Origin of the sequence: Bradyrhizobium brasilense (assembly GCF_029714345.1) — a bacterium.
Classification (GTDB): Bacteria; Pseudomonadota; Alphaproteobacteria; order Rhizobiales; family Xanthobacteraceae; genus Bradyrhizobium; species Bradyrhizobium australafricanum.
This window is the reverse complement of record NZ_CP121669.1, coordinates 7,881,495-7,900,213: the sequence shown is the minus strand read 5'-3', so window position 1 is coordinate 7,900,213 and position 18,719 is coordinate 7,881,495. Positions and strand designations below refer to the sequence as shown.

General features: G+C 65.6%; 13 protein-coding genes. 4 read left to right on the top strand and 9 right to left on the bottom strand.

What is annotated here, in order from left to right; genetic code table 11:
* The first annotated feature begins 7 nt into the window (after window positions 1-7).
* Window positions 8-1,498, top strand: coding sequence for a monocarboxylate uptake permease MctP (mctP, locus tag QA635_RS36465; RefSeq protein WP_283064687.1), 1,491 nt, complete (start codon window positions 8-10; stop codon window positions 1,496-1,498).
* Here the strand turns inward: mctP and QA635_RS36460 are convergent.
* Window positions 1,469-4,945 carry an indolepyruvate ferredoxin oxidoreductase family protein gene (locus QA635_RS36460; RefSeq protein WP_283064686.1) on the bottom strand — a complete coding sequence of 1,159 codons (3,477 nt, stop codon included), beginning with the start codon at window positions 4,943-4,945 and terminating at the stop codon, window positions 1,469-1,471. The two genes, mctP and QA635_RS36460, sit on opposite strands and share 30 nt — an antisense overlap.
* A 157-nt stretch (window positions 4,946-5,102) precedes the next feature.
* Between QA635_RS36460 and QA635_RS36455 the strand changes: the two genes are divergently transcribed.
* Entirely contained in the window at window positions 5,103-5,558 is a 456-nt protein-coding gene (locus tag QA635_RS36455) for an Lrp/AsnC family transcriptional regulator (protein WP_057015467.1), read from the top strand.
* A 310-nt stretch (window positions 5,559-5,868) separates the two neighbouring features.
* Here QA635_RS36455 and QA635_RS36450 read toward each other — a convergent pair whose 3' ends face one another.
* Window positions 5,869-6,369, bottom strand: a complete 501-nt coding sequence (locus QA635_RS36450) for a hypothetical protein (RefSeq protein ID WP_057015466.1) — start codon at window positions 6,367-6,369, stop codon at window positions 5,869-5,871.
* Between the two features lie 57 nt (window positions 6,370-6,426).
* A complete protein-coding gene (locus QA635_RS36445; protein WP_283064684.1) occupies window positions 6,427-6,780 on the bottom strand; it encodes a hypothetical protein in 354 nt (117 codons plus the stop codon).
* A gap of 184 nt (window positions 6,781-6,964) precedes the next feature.
* On the opposite strand from QA635_RS36445, the gene QA635_RS36440 reads away from it, so the two are divergent.
* Window positions 6,965-7,885: a LysR family transcriptional regulator gene (locus QA635_RS36440; RefSeq protein WP_283064682.1), complete on the top strand. Its 921-nt coding sequence runs from the start codon at window positions 6,965-6,967 to the stop codon at window positions 7,883-7,885.
* A 54-nt stretch (window positions 7,886-7,939) separates the two neighbouring features.
* On the opposite strand, the gene QA635_RS36435 is transcribed toward QA635_RS36440, so the two are convergent.
* The 5 genes from QA635_RS36435 to QA635_RS36415 all read right to left on the bottom strand — a co-directional run bounded on the left by QA635_RS36435 (window position 7,940) and on the right by QA635_RS36415 (window position 13,864).
* Entirely contained in the window at window positions 7,940-8,995 is a 1,056-nt protein-coding gene (locus tag QA635_RS36435; protein WP_283064681.1) for a serine hydrolase domain-containing protein, read from the bottom strand.
* Window positions 8,996-9,482: 487 nt separating this feature from the next.
* Window positions 9,483-10,415 carry an IS110 family RNA-guided transposase gene (locus tag QA635_RS36430; protein ID WP_283062735.1) on the bottom strand — a complete coding sequence of 311 codons (933 nt, stop codon included), beginning with the start codon at window positions 10,413-10,415 and terminating at the stop codon, window positions 9,483-9,485.
* Between the two features lie 209 nt (window positions 10,416-10,624).
* A complete protein-coding gene (locus QA635_RS36425) occupies window positions 10,625-11,410 on the bottom strand; it encodes a fumarylacetoacetate hydrolase family protein (RefSeq protein ID WP_168856509.1) in 786 nt (261 codons plus the stop codon).
* A gap of 12 nt (window positions 11,411-11,422) precedes the next feature.
* Window positions 11,423-12,787, bottom strand: a complete 1,365-nt coding sequence (locus QA635_RS36420; protein ID WP_283064680.1) for an LLM class flavin-dependent oxidoreductase — start codon at window positions 12,785-12,787, stop codon at window positions 11,423-11,425.
* A gap of 24 nt (window positions 12,788-12,811) precedes the next feature.
* Window positions 12,812-13,864, bottom strand: coding sequence for an Ldh family oxidoreductase (locus tag QA635_RS36415; RefSeq protein ID WP_283064679.1), 1,053 nt, complete (start codon window positions 13,862-13,864; stop codon window positions 12,812-12,814).
* A gap of 402 nt (window positions 13,865-14,266) precedes the next feature.
* On the opposite strand from QA635_RS36415, the gene QA635_RS36410 reads away from it, so the two are divergent.
* Window positions 14,267-18,382: a bifunctional diguanylate cyclase/phosphodiesterase gene (locus QA635_RS36410; RefSeq protein WP_283064678.1), complete on the top strand. Its 4,116-nt coding sequence runs from the start codon at window positions 14,267-14,269 to the stop codon at window positions 18,380-18,382.
* Here the strand turns inward: QA635_RS36410 and QA635_RS36405 are convergent.
* Window positions 18,356-18,697, bottom strand: a complete 342-nt coding sequence (locus QA635_RS36405; protein ID WP_283064677.1) for a hypothetical protein — start codon at window positions 18,695-18,697, stop codon at window positions 18,356-18,358. The two genes, QA635_RS36410 and QA635_RS36405, sit on opposite strands and share 27 nt — an antisense overlap.
* Between the last annotated feature and the right edge of the window lie 22 nt (window positions 18,698-18,719).

Here is an 18,719-nt window from a genome sequence, read left to right as displayed (position 1 = left end):
GACAGCCATGACCGATCACATCGCCTGGGTGGCGCTCTGCGTCTTCGTCTTCTTCTTCGCGCTCGTCACCGTGATGGGCTTCTTCGCGGCGCGCTGGAAATCCGGCCCGGTCAGCGAGCATCTCGATGAATGGGGCCTCGGCGGCCGCCAGTTCGGCACCTGGATCACCTGGTTCCTGGTCGGCGGCGATTTCTACACCGCCTACACCGTGATCGCGGTGCCGGCGCTGGTCTATGCGGTCGGCGCCTATGGGTTCTTCGCGCTGCCCTACACCATCATCGTCTATCCCTTCGTGTTCGCGGTGATGCCGGTGCTGTGGAAGAAGGCGCATGCGAACGGCTACGTCACCGCCGCCGATGTCGTCCACGGCGCCTATGGCTCGCGCGCGCTCGAGCTCGCGGTGGCGCTGACCGGCCTGGTCGCGACCATGCCCTACATCGCGTTGCAGCTGATCGGCATGGAGGTCGTGATCAAGGCGATGGGGCTATCCGGCGAACTGCCGATCATCGCCGCCTTCGTCATCCTCGCGCTCTATACCTATAGCTCCGGCCTGCGCGCGCCGGCGCTGATCGCCTTCGTCAAGGACATCATGATCTACATCGTGGTGCTGGCCGCCGTGGTCGTGGTGCCCGCGAAGCTCGGCGGCTACGGCGCGGTGTTCTCGGCCGCCAACGACGCCTTCACGGCGAAGGGCGGCGCCACCGGCCTGACGCTGAAGCCCGGGCAATATCTGCCCTATGCGACGCTGGCGCTGGGTTCGGCGCTCGCCGCCTTCATGTATCCGCACACGCTGACCGGAATCTTCGCCTCGAAGTCGGCGGATACCATCCGCAAGAACGCGATCCTGCTGCCGGCCTATACGCTCTTGCTCGGCCTGATCGCGCTGCTCGGCTACATGGCCTATGCCGCCGGCATCAAGGTGACTTCGCCGAACGACGTGGTGCCGATGCTGTTCAAGACGCTGTTCCCGGAATGGTTCGCGGGCTTTGCGTTCTCGGCGATCGCGATCGGCGCGCTGGTGCCGGCGGCGGTGATGAGCATCGGTGCCGCCAATCTGTTCACGCGCAATGTCTGGAAGTCCTACGTCAAGCCGGACATCTCGCACGCCGGTGAGGCGTCGGTGGCGAAGATCACATCGCTGGTGGTCAAGGTCGGTGCGCTCGCCTTCATCCTGTTCCTGCCGACGCAATATGCGCTCGACCTGCAACTGCTCGGCGGCCTCTGGATCGTGCAGACCCTGCCGGCGCTGGTGTTCGGGCTGTTCACCGTCTGGTTCCGTGCCGAAGGGCTGCTGCTCGGCTGGGCGGTCGGCATCGGCTGGGGCACATATACCGCGTGGAGCAACGGGCTGAAGCCGCTCGCCAGCATCTCGCTCGGCGATGCCAGCTACAGCTTCTATGTCGGCCTCGGCGCGCTGCTGCTCAACATCGTCGTGGCGGTGCTCGCGACCGTCGTGGTCGGCCTGATATCACCCGCCAAGCGCCGCGCGGCGGCCTGAGCCGTCGCCTTGGTCTGACGGGGCGGAGGCAAGTCGCGCGGTGAGCTGCGCGACCTCCGCCCTGGTCTTTTCGATCGCGGCATCCTTCACCGGCCCATAACCGCGGATCTCCATCGGCGCCTTTGCCAGCGCGACGAGATCGGGCAGCCGTGCCTTGTCGAGCTTGCCGAGCATGGTCTCGATCAGCGCCTCATACCAGGTGATCAACGCGCGCTCGGTGCGGCGCTCTGCGGTGTAACCGAACAGGTCGAAGGGCGTGCCGCGCAGCCCTCTCAGGCCGGCGAGCAACCGCAGCGGCGTCTGGATCCACTGCCCGAACGCGCGCTTCCTCGGCCGTCCCCGCGCATCGCGTCGCGCGGGGAAGAACGGCGGCGCAAGGTGATATTGCACCGTGAAGTCGCCGTCGAATTCTTGGCTGAGCTCGTCGAGGAAGCCGCTCTGCATATGCAGCCGCGCCACTTCGTATTCGTCCTTGTAGGCCATCAGCTTGAACAGTGACCGGGCCACGGCGTCAGTCAAGGTCTCGCTGCCGAGCGCCGCTTCGGCGCGGCGCACGCGGTCGATTGTCGCCCGATAGCGCGCGGCATAGGCCTCGTCCTGATACGCCCTGAGGAAATCGGCGCGCCGCGCGATCATCTGCTCCAGCGTTTCGGGCACATCGGTCGCAGCACCGTCGGCCTTCGGCAAGAACCCCGGATCGGCGAAGGCGATCCGGCCCCACGCCAGCGCCTGCCTGTTGCGCTCGATGGCGACGCCGTTCAATTCGATCGCGCGGATCAGCGCATCCAGCGACACCGGCACCAGGCCCTGCTGCCAGGCAAAGCCGAGCATGATGATGTTGGCAAAGACGCTGTCGCCGAGCAGCCGCTCGGCCAGCGCGTTGGCGTCGATCATGGTGAGGTTGCCCGACCCGATCACCCGCTCGATGGCGCGTAAGCGGACCGGCGAGGCGAGGTCGGCATCGCGGAAGCGCACCACGTCGCCGGTCGGCATCTCGGCGGTATTGACCGCGGCGCGCATTCCCTTGCGATAGGTGCCGGATGCTTTTGCCGACGAGCTCACCACGAGGTCGCAACCGATCAGCGCGTCAGCCGCGCCCTGGTCGATCCGCACCTGATGCAGCGCGTCGGGCGTAACCGCCAGCCGTAGATAGCTCAGCACGGGGCCGAAATTCTGCGCAAAACCGGTGAAGTCGAGCACAGAGACCCCGTGGCCCTCGAGATGCGCGGCCATTGCGATCAATGCGCCGACCGTGATGACGCCGGTGCCGCCGACGCCGGTGACAAGGAGATCATAGGGCCGCTCCAGTCCCGCAAGCTCCGGCGCCGGCAGCGCGGCTGCACGCGTCAGCGGATCGATCGCGCTCGCGCTCTTCGCCCGCCGCTTGCCGCCCTCGATGGTGACGAAGCTCGGGCAGAAGCCGTTGAGGCAGGAGAAATCCTTGTTGCAGGTCGAGAGGTTGATCCGGCGCTTGCGGCCGAACGGCGTCTCCTTCGGCTCGACGCTGAGGCAGTTCGATTCCACTGAGCAGTCGCCGCAGCCTTCGCAGACGAGGTCGTTGATGAAGGCGAAGCGCGCGGGATCCTTGATCTGCCCGCGCTTGCGCCGCCGCCGCTTCTCGGTGGCGCAGGTCTGCTGATAGATCAGCACGGTGACGCCGGGAACAGCGCGCAGCTCGCGCTGCACAGCATCCATCTCCTCGCGCGGGTGGATGGTGACGCCCACGGGCAGATCGGCCGGCGAGAAATGCGCGGGATCATCCGACACCAGCGCGACCCGCGCGACGCCCTCGGCGCGGACGGAGTGCGCGATCGCCTGCACGCTGACCGGGCCGTCGACCGGTTGGCCGCCGGTCATCGCCACCGCGTCGTTGAACAGGATCTTGTAGGTGATGTTGGCTTTCGCGGCGATCGCCTGCCGGATCGCCATCGAGCCGGAGTGATAGTAGGTGCCTTCGCCGAGATTCTGGAACACGTGGCTGTTGCCGGTGAATTTCGACGATGCCGCCCAGTTGACGCCTTCACCGCCCATCTGGATCAGCGACGAGGTCTCGCGGTCCATCCAGCTTGCCATGAAGTGGCAGCCGATGCCGGCCAGCGCCTTGGAGCCCTCGGGCACTTTCGTCGAGGTGTTATGCGGGCAGCCCGAGCAGAAATACGGCGTGCGCGTCGCGCCCGGCACCGCGATCATGCGGTCCTGTTCGGGCACCAGCGTGGCGACGCGGCGGGCGAGTTGCAACTCCGGAAACATCGGGTCGAGCCGGCGCGCCAGCACGTCGGCGAGCATGCGCGGCGACAATTCGCCGGTCCAGGAGATCAGCCGCGCGCCGCTCTCGTCATGCTTGCCGACCATCCGCTCCGGCTTGGCGCCGGGATAGTCGTAGAAATACTCCTTGAACTGGCTCTCGATGATGCCGCGTTTCTCCTCGACCACGAGGATCTCACGCTTGCCCTTCACGAACTCCATCGCATCGTGCAGCGCCAGCGGCCACACCATGCCGACCTTGTAGATGTCGATGCCGAAGCGGCGGCACGCGGCTTCATCCAGCCCGACCAGCCGCAGCGCTTCCATCAGATCGAGATGCGCCTTGCCCGTGGTGACGATGCCGTAGCTCGCTCCCTTGATGTCGTAGATATGGCGGTCGATCGGATTGGCTTTCGCGAAGGCGTAGACCGCGTGCTTCTTCGCCTCCAGCCGTTCCTCGATCTGCGGGCCCGGCAGATCCGGCCAGCGATAATGCAGGCCGCCGGCCGGCGGCACGAAATCCGGCTGCACGAAACGGCGCGGCGGCCGCAGCTCGACCGAGGCGCCGGACTCCACGATCTCCGAGATCGCCTTGAAGCCGACCCACATGCCGGAGAACCGGCTCAGCGCGTAGCCATATTCGCCGAATGCGAGATATTCGCCGACATCGGCCGGATGCAGCGTCGGCATGAACCAGCTCATGAAGGCGACGTCGGACTGGTGCGGCATCGAGGACGACACGCAGCCATGATCGTCGCCGGCGACGACAAGCACGCCGCCATGCGGCGAGGAGCCGTAGGCATTGCCGTGCTTCAGCGCATCGCCGGAGCGGTCGACGCCGGGGCCCTTGCCGTACCACAGGGCGAACACGCCATCGACCTCGCGATCCCTTTGCGTCTCGACCTGCTGCGAGCCGAGCACCGCGGTCGCCGCGAGGTCCTCATTCACCGCGGGCAGGAATTCGATGCGGCTGTCCTTGAGCTGCTCGCCGATCTTCCACAGTTCGAGATCGACGCCGCCGAGCGGCGAGCCGCGATAGCCGGAGATGAAGCCCGCAGTGTTGAGGCCGGCCGCGCGGTCGCGCCGCGCCTGGTCGAGCACGATGCGAACGATCGCCTGCGTGCCGGTGAGGAAGACGCGGCCATGTTCGCGGCTGTAGCGGTCGGACAGCTGGTAGGCGTCGAGCAGCGGCATCTGGCCCATGGCTGACCCCTCCGGGAATCGCGATGTCTGATCCGACTAGGCTATGCCTGTGGGCCTGGTAGGTCTTACCTATCCATTCATTCATCAGTGAAAAATCGGCAGGATATTGCTGTAGGTGATATCATTCGGTAGAATCTACCAAATCGAGGGCCTCGCAATGGTCGAAGAGCAGGACGAGAAAATCCTCGCCGAACTGCAGAAGGACGGCCGCGCCACCAACCAGCAGCTTGCGGAAACCGTCGGGATGTCGACCTCGGCGTGCTGGCGCCGGGTCCGTGCGCTGGAAGAGTCCGGCGTCATCTCGGGCTATTCGGCGCTGGTGGCGCGCGAGCGCGCAGGCTTCGCCACGTCGGCGATCCTGCACGTCTCGCTGGAGCGGCACGACGTGAAGTTCGTCGACGAGTTCGTCGCGCGGGTGATGAAGCGCCGCGAAGTGCTGGAATGCTTCGCGACCACCGGCGACGCCGATTATCATCTGCGCGTCGTGGTGCGCGACATGGACGCCTACAACAAATTCCTCGACGAGTTCATGTTCCGCATCCCTGGCATCCGCCACGTCCGCACCAACGTGATCCTGAAGGAGATCAAGACCGGCGTGGCGCTGCCGTTTTGAAGTGATGTGGTCTGACGACGATGATGGGGCCGCGCGCTCAATTTTCTGTCCCGTCACCCTGAGGAGGCCGCGTAGCGGCCGTCTCGAAGGGCGAACGGCCTCCAGCCGGGCCGTGCATCCTTCGAGGCTCGCCCAGCGGCGCAAGTGCGCCGCGAGGCTCGCGCCTCCAGCGACAAAGGCGAAGCCTTTGCGCGGGGATGACGGTCGAAGTAGTCGGTAGGATGGGTAGAGCGAAGCGAAACCCATCATGGTGCCGCGGGTTGGAAGCGATGGGTTTCGCTGCGCTCTACCCATTCTACGAGGATACGGGTCATGCTGCCTGTTCTGTCGACTTGGTCTTCAACAGAATCATGAACACCATGACATGGCTGACCAGCAGCAGCGGCACATAGAGCGCCGGAATGTAGATGCCGGCGCCGAACAGGCCGGGATCGCCGATCTTCACGCCGTTGTAATAGGCGTTGAGAAGGTCCAGCGTGCCCCAGACATTGAACACCCAGACGATCGGAATCGCGATCGCCCACCGCCAGGACAGCGCCGCCATCGCAAGTAGAGCGAGAACGGCGGCGACGAGATCGCCCCATCCGACCTCGCTGGCGAAGTCTGCGCTCAACTGCGGCGACACGAACCCGGCCACCATGAAATTCATGCCCAGGAACCTGAACGCATGGAACGCTGCGAGCAGTCGGAGCGCGTTGTCACGCGGCATCGCGCGGAGCGCCGGCCAGACGTAGGTGACGGCCACGACAGCACTTGTCAGAAACCCGCCGGCGACGCTGAGGACGAATGGAAGATTGAAGCCCGGGGGCATCGGCGGATTCCCTTGTTGTCGATCGGTTCGGTTGGCTTGCGTTCAGGACCTTGGCGCTCAGGGCTTGGCGACGAGCAGGCGGAGCGGCAGCAGCGGGCCGACCCCGATGTACTCGTGATCCATCAGATCGAGCTTGGACAGCGGCAGGCCTTCCATGATCGCGTGCGCCTCGGATGCATCCTTGGCGTCGAGCAGCAAGACCACGCCGCGCCCGTCGGACCGTGAATACCATTCGCGAATCTTGCCGTTGAGATAGAGCTGCACGGTCTGCCGGATTTCGTCCGGCATCACGGCCATCACCTGATCGCGGGTGACGCCGGCTTTCGCGGTGAGGATGACCATCACGCCGGTGGTGACGGTGGAGGTGGCTTGGGCTTGCGCTTGAGCCTGGGCAGGGGAGGGAGCGGTCATGGGAGTGGTGCCTGTCAGAGTGAGGGTGAGAGCCAGGATTGTGTGACGGATTGCTTGCATCGCAGGTCTCCGCTCACGACGGATGTCGTGATGTCGCGTGAGCAGCGCGCGTGGTGCCGCTGCTTGTGGCTTCGATGTAGGGCAGCTTTCCGCGAGCGACTATTCGCGATAATGTTCACGGGCCATGAAGCAGAACTTCACAGTCCGGCAGGGCGCGCTCGACGGCGTCGAGGCATTCCTGGCCGTCGCCCAGCACCGCAGTTTTCGCCGCGCGGCGGCCGAGCTCGGCGTCACGCCGTCGGCGATCAGCCAGGCGGTGCGCGCCCTCGAGGCGCGCCTCGGCGCGGTGCTGTTCATTCGCACCACCCGCAGCGTCGGACTGACCGACGCCGGCGAACGGTTTCTGGCCCGCGCACGGCCCGCATTCGAGGAGCTGGTCGCTGCGAGCGGGGCGGCGCGCGAGCTCGGGCAGAAGCCCGCCGGGCTGTTGCGTCTCACCGTGCCGCGCTCGGTGGTGCCGATCCTGCTGGAGCCGCTGATCGCCTCGTTCTGCAAGGCCTATCCCGAGATCGAGGTCGAGCTCGCTGCCAGCGAGGAACTGGTCGACCTCGCCGCCGGCGGCTTCGATGCCGGCATCCGGATGGGCCAGTTCATCAATCCGGACATGGTCGCGGTGCGCCTGACCAAGCCGTTCCCGTATGCCATCGTCGGCAGCCCGGACTACCTCACGCGCCGCGGCCGCCCCAAGCGCCCGGACGATCTGCGCGAACACGCGTGCCTGCGGCTCCGGCGATCGAACGGCGGGCTCGCGCCATGGTCGCTGAACGACAATGGCCGTTCGATCGAGCTTACCGTGTCGGGATCCTTCATTGGCCATGACTTCCCGACGCTGGTCGGCGCCGCCATCGAAGGCGTGGGCCTCGCGCAGGTCCCCGCACCGCTGATATCAGGCGCCGTGAAGGAGAAGAAGCTCGTCCGCGTGCTGGAGCCATTCGCACCGACCACGCCGGGCGTGTTCCTCTACTATCCCGGCCACCGCCAGATCATGCCGAAGCTGCGCGCCTTCATCGATCACGTGAAGAGCAGGCCGCGGGCCGCGCGGTGAAGAGAGCCCGGATTTGCATTGCTCGTTCAGGTCATCTCGGAATGACGGGAGGGTCTAGGCGCGCTTCTGAGGATGCCAGTCAGGCACCGTCTTGACCATGTGCCAGACCAGCAGGTCGAGGGCGCGGGTCATGCCTTCCCGCGACCTGGTATTGGTGAACGCCGACCAGCAGAAATCGCCGCTGGTTCGCACCGAGATCGTCGTCGTTCCGTCCAGCAGGCCGCTGTGCCACCAATTGTTGTTCGCGGTGACGAACAGGCCCTTGGCGTAGCGGGGGTTGATGGCGCTGGGGGTGCTCATGACGCGGAGGCTGTCGTCGGTCAGCAGCTGCTCAGTGTCCTTGAAGCCGTCGATATGGACGAACAGCGTCGTCAAATCGCCCGGCGTCGCAATCCAGCCGCCGTGCGAATCCATCCGGGCGACGTTCATCCGGTACGGATCGCCGGTCTGGCTGTAGTATTTCACTTCGTTGCTTGCGCGCTCGCTCAGCGTATTGCCGCCAATCTGCATGTCGGTGATGCCGCATCGCTTCAGGACGGCGTCCTTGATGTATTGCTCGTAGCTCTGGCCGCTCAGCTTTTCGATCACGCGGCCGAGGATGCAATAGCCGAAGTTCGAATAGGCATAGGCTTCGCCTGGCGGACTGGTGAGCGGCATATGCTCCAGCGTCCAGCCGATCAGTTCGCGATGCTTCAGGTTCTGGTTCATGAACATCGGATCGCGAGACTGGTTTCCCCAGGTCCCGGTGGTGTGGGTCAAGAGATGCTCGACCGTGATCTGCTCGACATGGGAGCGAGACGAGCCGGGTGGCATCAAGCTTGGCAGCGTGGGTGTCGTCGGATAGTCCTTGCCGAGAATGGAGCTTGCGCCGAACACATAGTCGCCGAGCCGCAATTTGCCGGCCTCGATCAGGGTGAAGATCCCGGTCGAGGTCACAGGCTTCGATATGCTCGCGATCCGGAAGCGGTGTTGCGGGGTCAATGCTTCGCCGGTCTCCCGATCCGCAACCCCGAACGCCTCGACATAAGCCGGCTTTCCCTTGATTGCGATCGCGATCGAAAGACCCGGTACATCGTAGTCCTTCATGAAGTCGGCGGCTAGGTCAGCCATCTGCTTGCGTTGCTCCGACGTCGGAAGCTCCGCGGGCTGCTCGGCAAGGGCGGTCGACGGCCCGCAGACGATCCCTGCGGCCGATAGCAGGGAGCCCTGAAGCAACGTTCGGCGTGAAAGTGGCATGGCTGACTTGTTTGATATGGCTGACTTGTCTGATGAGTGCGCGCGGACCTTATTGCGCTTCGCCCTGTGTTGTCACGATGCGAACGGCTGTGTGATCACGTCACGATGGCCCGTCGGGCAAATGATGTCGCGAGAATGCGGATGTATGATCCACAAGCGGCGCCACAAACTCGCCGTCGTCCCGGCGAAAGCCGGGACGACAAATGGAGAGAGAAGCGACCCGGTCCATCACCGTCATGCTGAGGTGCGAGCGCAGCGAGCCTCGAAGCACGACGGCCCGGCTCTCGACGCAAGGATGGAGCGGCGGCCGTGCATCCTTCGAGGCTCGCAAGAGTTCGCACCTCAGCGACTGTGTTCTTCGTCAAGCGGGTTGCCATGGTTTTTGGTCCCTGAGCATGGCGTTGAGGGTTGTGAGGACTTTGCGTGCAACGGCGATGAGGGCGACCATCTTGGGCTTTCCAGCGGTCACCAGGCGTCGGTAGAAGACCTTGAGCTGCGGATGGTATCGGCTGGCCGACAGGGCGGCCATGTAGAGCCCGGCGCGCAGCTTGGCCCTTCCACCGCCGATCATGCTCTTGCCCTTCCAGCGGCCCGACTGGCGGGTGAACGGGGCAAGACCGGCGAGGCTCGCAATCTGACGCCGATTGAGCGTGCCGAGCTCGGGCACCTCGGCGAGGAAGGTCCGTGCGAGGGTGTTGCTCACGCCAGGAAAGCTGACCAGCAACTCCTCCTTGGCGCGCCAGACTGGCGAGCCGCGCACCAGCGTGTCGATGTCGTTGTCGATCTCCGGCAGCTCCTTCTCGAGGACCTTGATATGGCGGGCAAGGCTCTTGCGGACGCGGACGTTCTCGGCCCGCTTCTCGCGCTGACGCTCGGCAACGATCATCTCGATGATCTGCCGTCGGCGGCTGACCAGTTCGGCCAGCAGCCGGGCTTCCTGATCCGGCATCGCACGCGGCTCCGGCTGCACCGCCTCGACAAACCGCGCGATGACCGCCGCATCGATCGGGTCCGTCTTGGCGCGCTGGCCAACCGCCTGCGCGAAGTGCCGGATCTGGGCCGGGTTGACCACCACCAGCGGCAGCCGGGCGCCGGCCAGCGCCGCAGCAACGATCGTCTCGAAGCCGCCGGTTGCCTCCACCGCAATCAGCGCCGGCGAGATCGCCTGCAAGCGCGCAACGAGCTCTTCCAGGCCTTTGCCGTCACGCGCCACGGCAAAGGCTTCTCCGCTCGGACGGACATGCACGTCCAGTCGGTCCTTCGACACATCAATGCCAACGTAGATCGCGTCCATCTGCACCCATCCTTGCGCAACCGGGCTCGCCAGGCGGCCCTCGCGACTGTTCGGGTTCAATGGAACAACGGACGGGGCGCCGCGCTGAGGTCCGGGCTTCAAAGCCCTGGGATGAAGCGGTCTCCCGTCCGTTACCGCACCGGACACTCTATCCGATCCAGTGCGTCGTGGCTTACAAGGATGACGGCTCTAAAGTGGTGCAACCCGCCTCACACCTTCTCCCTCACGAACCTGTTCCGCAGCGTGCCGATGCCGGTGATGTCGATCTCGACCACGTCGCCGTCCTTCAGGTCCGGCGAGGCGCCGTCGGTGCCCATCCAGATCACGTCGCCGGGCGACAGCGTGAAATATTTGGTCAGTTCGACGAGGAACGGGACGATGCCGAAGATCATCTCGTTGGTGTGGAAGCGGCCGGTTTCCTTGCCGTTGACGCGGATCGCGGTCTCCATGCGGTCGAGGTCGACATCGGTCTCGATCCACGGGCCCATCGGCTTGAAGGTATCGGCGTTCTTGGCACGCCACAGCCCGCGATCCGCCTTCTGCCAGCTGCGTTCGGAGACGTCGTTGCCGATGGTGTAGCCGAACACACAGTCCATCGCGTTGGCTTCGGTCAGATGCTTGGCTTTCTTGCCGATCACGACGACGAGCTCGCCCTCGTAATGGATCTTCTCGGTCGCGCTCGCGGGGATCACGACGTTCTCGTCATGGGCGATCAGCGCGTTCTGCGCGCGGTAGCCGATCTCGGGACGATCGGGAACGTTCGGCACGGTGCCGGCCTTGTCGGCGGCTTCCTTGAGGTGTTTCAAATAATTCAGCCCGACGCAGTAGAAGGTGCGCGGGATCAGCGGCAACTCGATCTTGACGTCCTTCAACGCATGCGTCTTCGACGTCTTGCTCCATTCGCCGAACGGATCGCCGTTGACGGTGGTGACGGTGTCGCCCTCGACGAGGCCCCAGGAAGTCGTGCCTGCGGCGGTGAATTTCAGCCAGCGCATGATGATGTCCCTTTATTCCGCGGCCTGCGCGCGGGTCTTCCAGGCGCCCGCGGCCGGGCGCTTGAGCCCAAGATTCTCGCGCAGCGTCGTGCCGGCGTAGTCCTTGTGGAACAGCCCGCGCTTCTGCAGTTCGGGCACCACATGGTTGACGAAGTCGGCATAGGAGCCCGGCACGTAGCTAGCCGCGACGACGAAGCCGTCGCAGCCGCGATTGACAAACATCTCCTCCAGCCGGTCGGCGATCTCCTTCGGGCCGCCGACCATCGCGTCCTGCACCTGGCCGCGGCCGGAGAAGGTGATGAAGTCGCGGGTCGAGGGATTGCTCTTGCCGGAGGTGCGCAGCACGCCGTCGCGAATGCCGAGCATGCCTTGCATGCCCCGCAACTCCTCGGTGGTCAGCGGCTCGTCGATCGGTTTGGCGCCGAAATCGAAGTTGAGGCCTTCGGCGAGCAGCGACAACGCGTCGATCTCGAGCGGCAGCTTCTGGATCACCGCCATCCGGTCCTCGGCCTCGGCCTTGGTCGCGCCGGTGACCGGGGTGATCAAATTGCAGAGGAACATCTGGTCGGGATCGCGCCCGGCCTTGGCGGCTTCGCCGCGGATCGCGTCATAGCCCTGCCTGGCATTGGCGAGGTTGCGCGCCGCGGTGAAGATCACCTCGCCCCAGCGCCCGGCAAAGCGCTGGCCGCGGCCGGAGGCGCCGGCCTGGATCACGACGGGATGGCCCTGCGCCGAGCGCGGCACCGTGAACGGGCCGCGCGAGGTGAAGAACGCGCCCTTGTGGTCGAGCCGCTTTACCCTGGTCGGATCGGCGAAGCGGCCGCTCTTCTTGTCGATCACCAGCGAACCGTCTTCCCAGGCGTCCCAGTGGCCGAGCACCACCTCCATGAACTCGTCGGCGCGGTCATAGCGATGGTCGTGCTCGAGATGCTGCTCGCGGCCCATGTTGAGCGCTTCGCCGTCATTGACAGACGTCACCACGTTCCAGGCGGCGCGGCCGCCCGTCATCAAATCGAGCGTGGCGAATCGGCGGGCGACGTCGAACGGCTCGAAATAGGTGGTGGAGGCAGTCGAGGCGAGGCCGAGCCTGGTGGTGACCATGCCCATCGTGGTCAGCACCACGATCGGATCCATCTTCACGCAGCGGATGCCGTATTCGACGGTGTGAGCGTGATCGTTGCCGTAGCGATCGGGCATTGCGAGGCGATCGTCGAAGAACGCCATGTGGAACTTGCCGCGCTCCAGGATGCGCGCGATCTCCTGATAGTAGTCCGCCGACATCGAATCGTCGCGCGATTCCGGATGGCGCCAGGAGCTCGGCAGATTGGTGCAGTTCTGCGCCTGCAAAAAGCCAACCAGCGCCATTTGCCGTGTCATGTCGTTCTCCTGTGTCCGCAACTATCAGCGAAGGTCGAGCTCATCCGTGAGCTTGTAATCGGCGGCGAGCGCCTTGAGCTTGTCCCAGGTCGCATCCTCGATTTCGATGCCGTCCTTGCGCCGCTGCTGCTCGCGCAGATATTCGATCTCGCCGGGATAGAACACGCCGCGGCTCCCTTCCGAGGGCGGCGTCGATTTCAAATAGCGGGCGAAGTCGGCGACCTCCTTCCTGAAGTCCTTGAGCGGACGGAATGCGGCGACGTTGAACACCGCCATGAAGCAGCCGTCGTTGTGTCGGCCGGTCGGCTCGACGCCGAAGCCGAGCCCGGTCAGGAGGCCGCACAGCACCTCGACCATCGCGGCAAGGCCCGAGCCCTTGTAGCCTTCGCTGCCGCCGAGCGGCAGCAGCGCGCCGCCCTTGCGGTAGTCTTTCGGGTCAGTGGTGTCGCGCCCCTCGGCATCGATGATCCAACCCTTCGGGATGCTCTCGCCACGCGCCACCGCGAGCTGGATCTTGCCGGCCGCGACCGCCGAGGTCGCCATATCCAGGTAGAATGGCGCCTCGAGGTCGGAGGGCACCGCGATCGAGAGCGGGTTGGTGCCGAGCCGGGCCTCGCGGCCGCCGAACGGCGCCACGTGCTTCGGCGAGCGGCCGGAATCGGCGGCCGCAATCCCGATCATGCCTTCGCGCATCGCCATCATCGGGTAATGCGCGAGGCGTCCAACGTGGCTTTGGCGGAACACCGTGCAGGCCGCGACATTGGCGGTCTTCGCCTTGTTGATGGTCATCTCCATCGCCTTGGCGTTGACGTGGAAGCCGAAGCCCCAATGACCGTCGATCACAGTCGTGGTCGGCGTCTCCTGCACGATGGTCCATTTCGCGCCGGGCACGATGTGGCCGACCTTGATGCGGTCGATATAGGTCGGGATTGCGATCACGCCGTGGGAGTCGTGGCCGGCGAGGTTGGCGTTGACGCAGCCGGAGGCGACTGCGCTGGCCTCCTCCTCCGATGCGCCGGCGCCCTTGAGGAGCGCCGCGCCGATGCGCGTGAGACGGTCGGCCTGGACGATCGGCATGGGATTTTCCTCGCGGTCTGCCCGCGTGATGCGCGGGTCGTGCTTGCTGTTGTCGACGTCATGCTCTCAAAGCGCCGAGGGGCGAGCAAGGGCAGAAAATCCGGGCGGCCATACCGCCAGCAGGGTGCTCGCCGCCGCGATTTCACCGAGTGGAACAGGCGCGGTCGCGATGCGGAATTTGGCTGCTCGGGCGGCGCGAGCAGGACGTCCATCCGCGCCTGGCCGCCCTTCGCCTCAGGCTGGCACACCGGTGTCCGTAATATCCCGGAAAACCGCCGCCGGCGTTCGTCAGCCGTTTACTTTGTCGCGCAACTTGCCGGATACGCTAACCACCACTTAGGCCTCTCGCGGGCAATGTTCCCCGCCAGATTGGAGGGGTTGGCCCCGGGGCCTTCAGGAATCGTGCAGTCGAGCATCGGGCGTACCTTCGCGGCGTTGAGTGCCACCAACGAAGCGATCCTGTACGCGAAATCACCAGAAGAATTGTACGGCAAGGTCTGCGAAGCCGCGTTCTCGAGCGGGAGCTTCCTGGCCGCGACCGTGTTTTTGCTGGAGCCGGATACCGGTCTCTTGAGGTTCGCGGCTGGCTACGGCGACGATGTCGCGCGACTATGCAGCATCACCATTTCCGCGATCGCCAACACCCCGGAGGGCGAAGGCGTGGCCGGCCGCGCGTTCCGCGACCAGAAGGCCTGCGTCCGCAACGACTATGTCAACGACGCTGTTTCGGCGGCTTGGCGCAGCGGCGCGGCAGCGGCAGGCGTCGGGGCGGCCGCCGCGGTGCCGCTGGTTTGCAACCGGCGCAGCGTCGGCGTCTTCATGGTGACGCGGCGCGAGATCAATTCGCTCAGCGACGAGGCCGTTTCGCTGCTGGAGCGCATGGCCGCGAACGTGTCTTTTGCGCTCGATAATTTCGACCACGAGGCCTCGCGCAAGAGCGGCGAGCGGGCGATGCGCCGGCTCAACCGCATGTTCGGTGCCATCAGCGCAACCAACGAGGCGATCCTTCGCGCCAAGACCGAGCACGATCTCTATCAGCGGGTCTGCGATGCCGCGGTGTTCAGCGGAAAGTCCTTCGCGACGGTGGTGCTGCTGGCCGAACCCGACACGCACTGGTTCGAGCCTGTCGCCGGCACCGGCGAGGCGCTCGACCTGATCACGCAGACGCGCTTCTCGACCGATCCGGACAGCGTCTACGGCAAGGGGATTTGCGGCGAGGCGTTCCGGACCCAGCGGCCCTGCGTCGAGCACGATATCCCGATATCGATGAGCCCGTCGCATATGCCGATCGGCGGCAGCGGCCTGATGGCCTGCGTCGCGCTGCCGCTTATCCGGTTCGGCAAGAGCGTCGGCGTCCTGATCTTCTTCACTAGCAATTCCTGGGCGCGTGACGAGGAGATCATCGCGCTGCTCGCGGGGATCGCCGAGAATGTCTCGGTCGCGCTCGACAATTTCGGCCGTGCCACCGAAAAGGCCAGGGCCGACGCCGAGCGCGAGCGGCTGTCGCGGATGTTCGCGGCGCTGAGCGCGACCAACGAGGCGATCATGCGCGCGAGGTCGCGGCTCGAGATGTTCGAGCTGGTCTGCGCGGCGGCGGCGCATGGCGGCGGATTCAACTCCACCAGCATCCTGATCGCGAAGCCCGGCGACGATTTCCTGGAGATGATGGCGGTCGCGGGGCCTACCGCGGCAAATGCGCGCCGCCTCAACGTCTCGCGCAGTGAGGCACGCCCCGAAGGGCGCGGCGTCTGCGGCCGGGCGTTCCGCTCCCGGCGCGCCTGCATCAACAACGATTTTCTGGGCGACGTCGCCAGCAATCCGTTCCGCGACGTCATCGACCGCGAGGATGCGCGGTCGGGCGCGGCATTCCCGCTGATCGTCGACGACGAGCCGGTCGGCGTGATGCTGTTCATCTCCGCCAAGCGCAACACCTTCTCGGCTGAATTCGCCGAGCTGCTGCAGCGGCTCGCCGACAACGTCTCCTATGCGCTGGGCAGCTTCGACCGTGCCGACGAGAAGGCGCGGACCGAGGAGCAGAAGGAGCGGCTGCGGCGGATGTTCGCGGCGCTGAGCGCAACCAACGAGGCGATCATGCGGGCGAAATCCCGCAGCGAACTGTTCGATCTGGTCTGCGATGCCGCGGCGGTCGGCGGCCAGTTCGTCTCGGCAACGATCAGGCTGGTGCGCCCCGGCGAGGTCTTCCTGGACAATGTGGCCGCCTCGGGCCCCGACCGGGTGCGGGCCCGCGAGGTTCAGCTGTCGGCCGACGCGACGCGTCCGGAGGGACAGACGCTGACCGGCGTTGCGATCCGCACGCGCAGGCCTTGCATCAGCAACGACTATCTCAGCGATTTCGGCCCCGAATCGCACGTCTATCCGGCCGTGCGCGACAGCGGCAGCAAATCGGGCGCAGCCCTGCCGCTGCTCAAGAACGGCGAGGCGATCGGCGCGCTGGTGTTTCTCTCCAGCGAGTTCGGCACCTTCAGCCCGGAGATGATGGCGCTGTTGCAGCGGCTTGCCGAGAACGTGTCGTTTGCGTTGGCCAATTTCGATCGCGCCGACGAGAAGGCGCGGGACGACGAGCAGAAGGAGCGGCTGTCGCGGATGTTCGCGGCGCTGAGCGCGACCAATGAGGCGATCATGCGGGCGAAGTCCCGCGCAGAATTGCATCGACTGGTCTGCGCGGCGGCGGCGACCGGCGGCAAGTTCACCTCGACCACGATCGCGCTGGCGCAGACCGGAAGCGACTATCTGCGGATCGTCGCGATTGCGGGGCCGGCGGCGGAGGGCGCGCGCCAGGTGACGCTCTCGACCAGCGAGGCGCACCCCGAGGGGCGCGGCGCCTGCGGTCGGGCGTTCCGCTCCGGCAAGGCGTGCATCATCAACGACTATTTTGCCGATCCCGAGACCGCCGCTTTCCATGAGCGCGCGCGGCTCGATGGAACGCAGTCCAGCGCCTCGTTTCCGCTTGTTGTCAGCGGGCAGGTGGTCGGGGTCATGATCTTCGTCGCGATCGACAAGGACACGTTCACGCCGGAGTTCGCCGAATTGCTGCAGCGCCTTGCCGACAATCTGGCGTTCGCGCTCGAGAGCTTCGATCGCGCCGATGAGAAACACAAGGCCGACGAGCGCATCGAATATCTTGCCTCGCACGACAGCCTGACCAATCTGCCGAACCGCGAGACGTTCAACGAGATGCTGCATCACGCGATCTCGGCGGCGGATCGCCATCGCCGGCAGCTCGCGGTGCTGTTCATCGATCTCGACCGCTTCAAGGTGATCAACGACTCGCTCGGCCACGACGCCGGCGACATGCTGCTGGTGGCGATCGCCGAGCGGCTGCGTGGATCGTTGCGCGCGAGCGACGTGGTGGCGCGGCTCGGCGGCGACGAGTTCGTGGTCATCCTCGAGGAAACCGCCGAACGGGACGACGTCGAGCGCATCGCCGGCGATCTTCTGGTTTCGCTCAGCCAGCCGCTGCAGCTCAGCGGGCATGAGTGCCACACCACGGCCTCGATCGGCATCGCGATGTATCCGGCCGATGGCTCGGACGTGCAGACGCTGACCAAGAATGCCGACATGGCGATGTATCTCGCCAAGGAAGACGGCAAGAATGGCTTCCGCTTCTTCTCCAACGAGATCAGGGCGCAGTCGATCGAGCGCTTGACGATGGAGAGCGCATTGCGCCGCGCACTCGAGCGCAAGCAATTCTCGCTCGACTATCAGCCCAAGGTGGACATGGCGAGCGGGCACATCAGCGGCGTCGAGGCGCTGCTGCGCTGGACCCATCCGGAGCTCGGCAAGGTATCACCGGGGCAGTTCATTCCCCTCGCCGAGGAGACCGGCCTGATCGTGCCGATCGGCCGCTGGGTGCTGAAGGAAGCCTGCGGGCAGAACATGGCGTGGCAGCGCTGCGGCCTCAGGGCCGTGACGATGGCGGTCAACCTTTCACCGCGGCAGTTCGGCGATCCGAACTTGCTCGACGACATCGACGCGGCGCTGGAGGAGAGCGGCATGTCGCCGGCGTTGCTCCAGCTCGAGGTCACCGAGAGTATGGTGATGCGCAACGTGACGCGTGCGGTGCGCGTGCTCGACGCGATCCAGAATCGCGGCATTCGGCTGGCGATCGACGATTTCGGCACCGGCTATTCATCGATGTCGCTGATGAAGCAGTTCCCGATCGACACCATCAAGATCGACCGCTCTTTCGTGCGCGACCTGCCCAATGATTCCGAGGACGTCGCGATCGCGCAGGCGATCATCTCGATGGGCAAGGCGCTTGGCATGACCATCGTCGCCGAGGGCGTCGAGACCTCCGAGCAGCAGGAGTTCCTGCGCGCCCATGCTTGCGACGAGATGCAGGGCTTCCTGTTCAGCCGGCCGCTGCCGCCGCGCGATCTCGCCGAATTGTTGAAGCCGTCGCAGGCAGAGGCGTCGCCGCCGTTGCAGCCGTCGCTGGATGGCGAGGCGACCAGCGAGGCCGGGCCGGATCTAGGGCGGAAACGCGCTGTCGTCTGACGGCTGCACGGGCAGGTCGCGAACGTCGGAATCGGTGGATGCGACCTTGCGCGAGAAATCATAGGGCCATGGCAGGATGTCCTGGCCGGCCAAAGTCTGGCGCAACACAACGGCAGCTTCCGCAAAACTCGCGCCGTCAGGCAAGCGGAGCTGGCGGCTCCAGGCGGATGGCAGCGGTTCGGCGGCATCGCGCATCTCGAATGCCGGCCCCCACCACCAGGCCGGCGCGGGCGGCCGTTCCGGTTCCGGAATGACGCGCCAGCGCGCGAACTCGTCGACGATGCGGGCAAATTGCAGCTTGGCGGCGGGATGCATCGAAGGCCCTTCCTTGGGCCGG

What these genes read in the sequence shown, in the direction of transcription:
- mctP (WP_283064687.1), top strand. Translation starts at nt 8, where the DNA reads ATGACCGATCACATCGCCTGGGTGGCGCTCTGCGTCTTCGTCTTCTTC.
- QA635_RS36460 (WP_283064686.1), bottom strand. Translation starts at nt 4,945, where the DNA reads ATGGGCCAGATGCCGCTGCTCGACGCCTACCAGCTGTCCGACCGCTAC.
- QA635_RS36455 (WP_057015467.1), top strand. Translation starts at nt 5,103, where the DNA reads ATGGTCGAAGAGCAGGACGAGAAAATCCTCGCCGAACTGCAGAAGGAC.
- QA635_RS36450 (WP_057015466.1), bottom strand. Translation starts at nt 6,369, where the DNA reads ATGCCCCCGGGCTTCAATCTTCCATTCGTCCTCAGCGTCGCCGGCGGG.
- QA635_RS36445 (WP_283064684.1), bottom strand. Translation starts at nt 6,780, where the DNA reads ATGACCGCTCCCTCCCCTGCCCAGGCTCAAGCGCAAGCCCAAGCCACC.
- QA635_RS36440 (WP_283064682.1), top strand. Translation starts at nt 6,965, where the DNA reads ATGAAGCAGAACTTCACAGTCCGGCAGGGCGCGCTCGACGGCGTCGAG.
- QA635_RS36435 (WP_283064681.1), bottom strand. Translation starts at nt 8,995, where the DNA reads ATGGCTGACCTAGCCGCCGACTTCATGAAGGACTACGATGTACCGGGT.
- QA635_RS36430 (WP_283062735.1), bottom strand. Translation starts at nt 10,415, where the DNA reads ATGGACGCGATCTACGTTGGCATTGATGTGTCGAAGGACCGACTGGAC.
- QA635_RS36425 (WP_168856509.1), bottom strand. Translation starts at nt 11,410, where the DNA reads ATGCGCTGGCTGAAATTCACCGCCGCAGGCACGACTTCCTGGGGCCTC.
- QA635_RS36420 (WP_283064680.1), bottom strand. Translation starts at nt 12,787, where the DNA reads ATGACACGGCAAATGGCGCTGGTTGGCTTTTTGCAGGCGCAGAACTGC.
- QA635_RS36415 (WP_283064679.1), bottom strand. Translation starts at nt 13,864, where the DNA reads ATGCCGATCGTCCAGGCCGACCGTCTCACGCGCATCGGCGCGGCGCTC.
- QA635_RS36405 (WP_283064677.1), bottom strand. Translation starts at nt 18,697, where the DNA reads ATGCATCCCGCCGCCAAGCTGCAATTTGCCCGCATCGTCGACGAGTTC.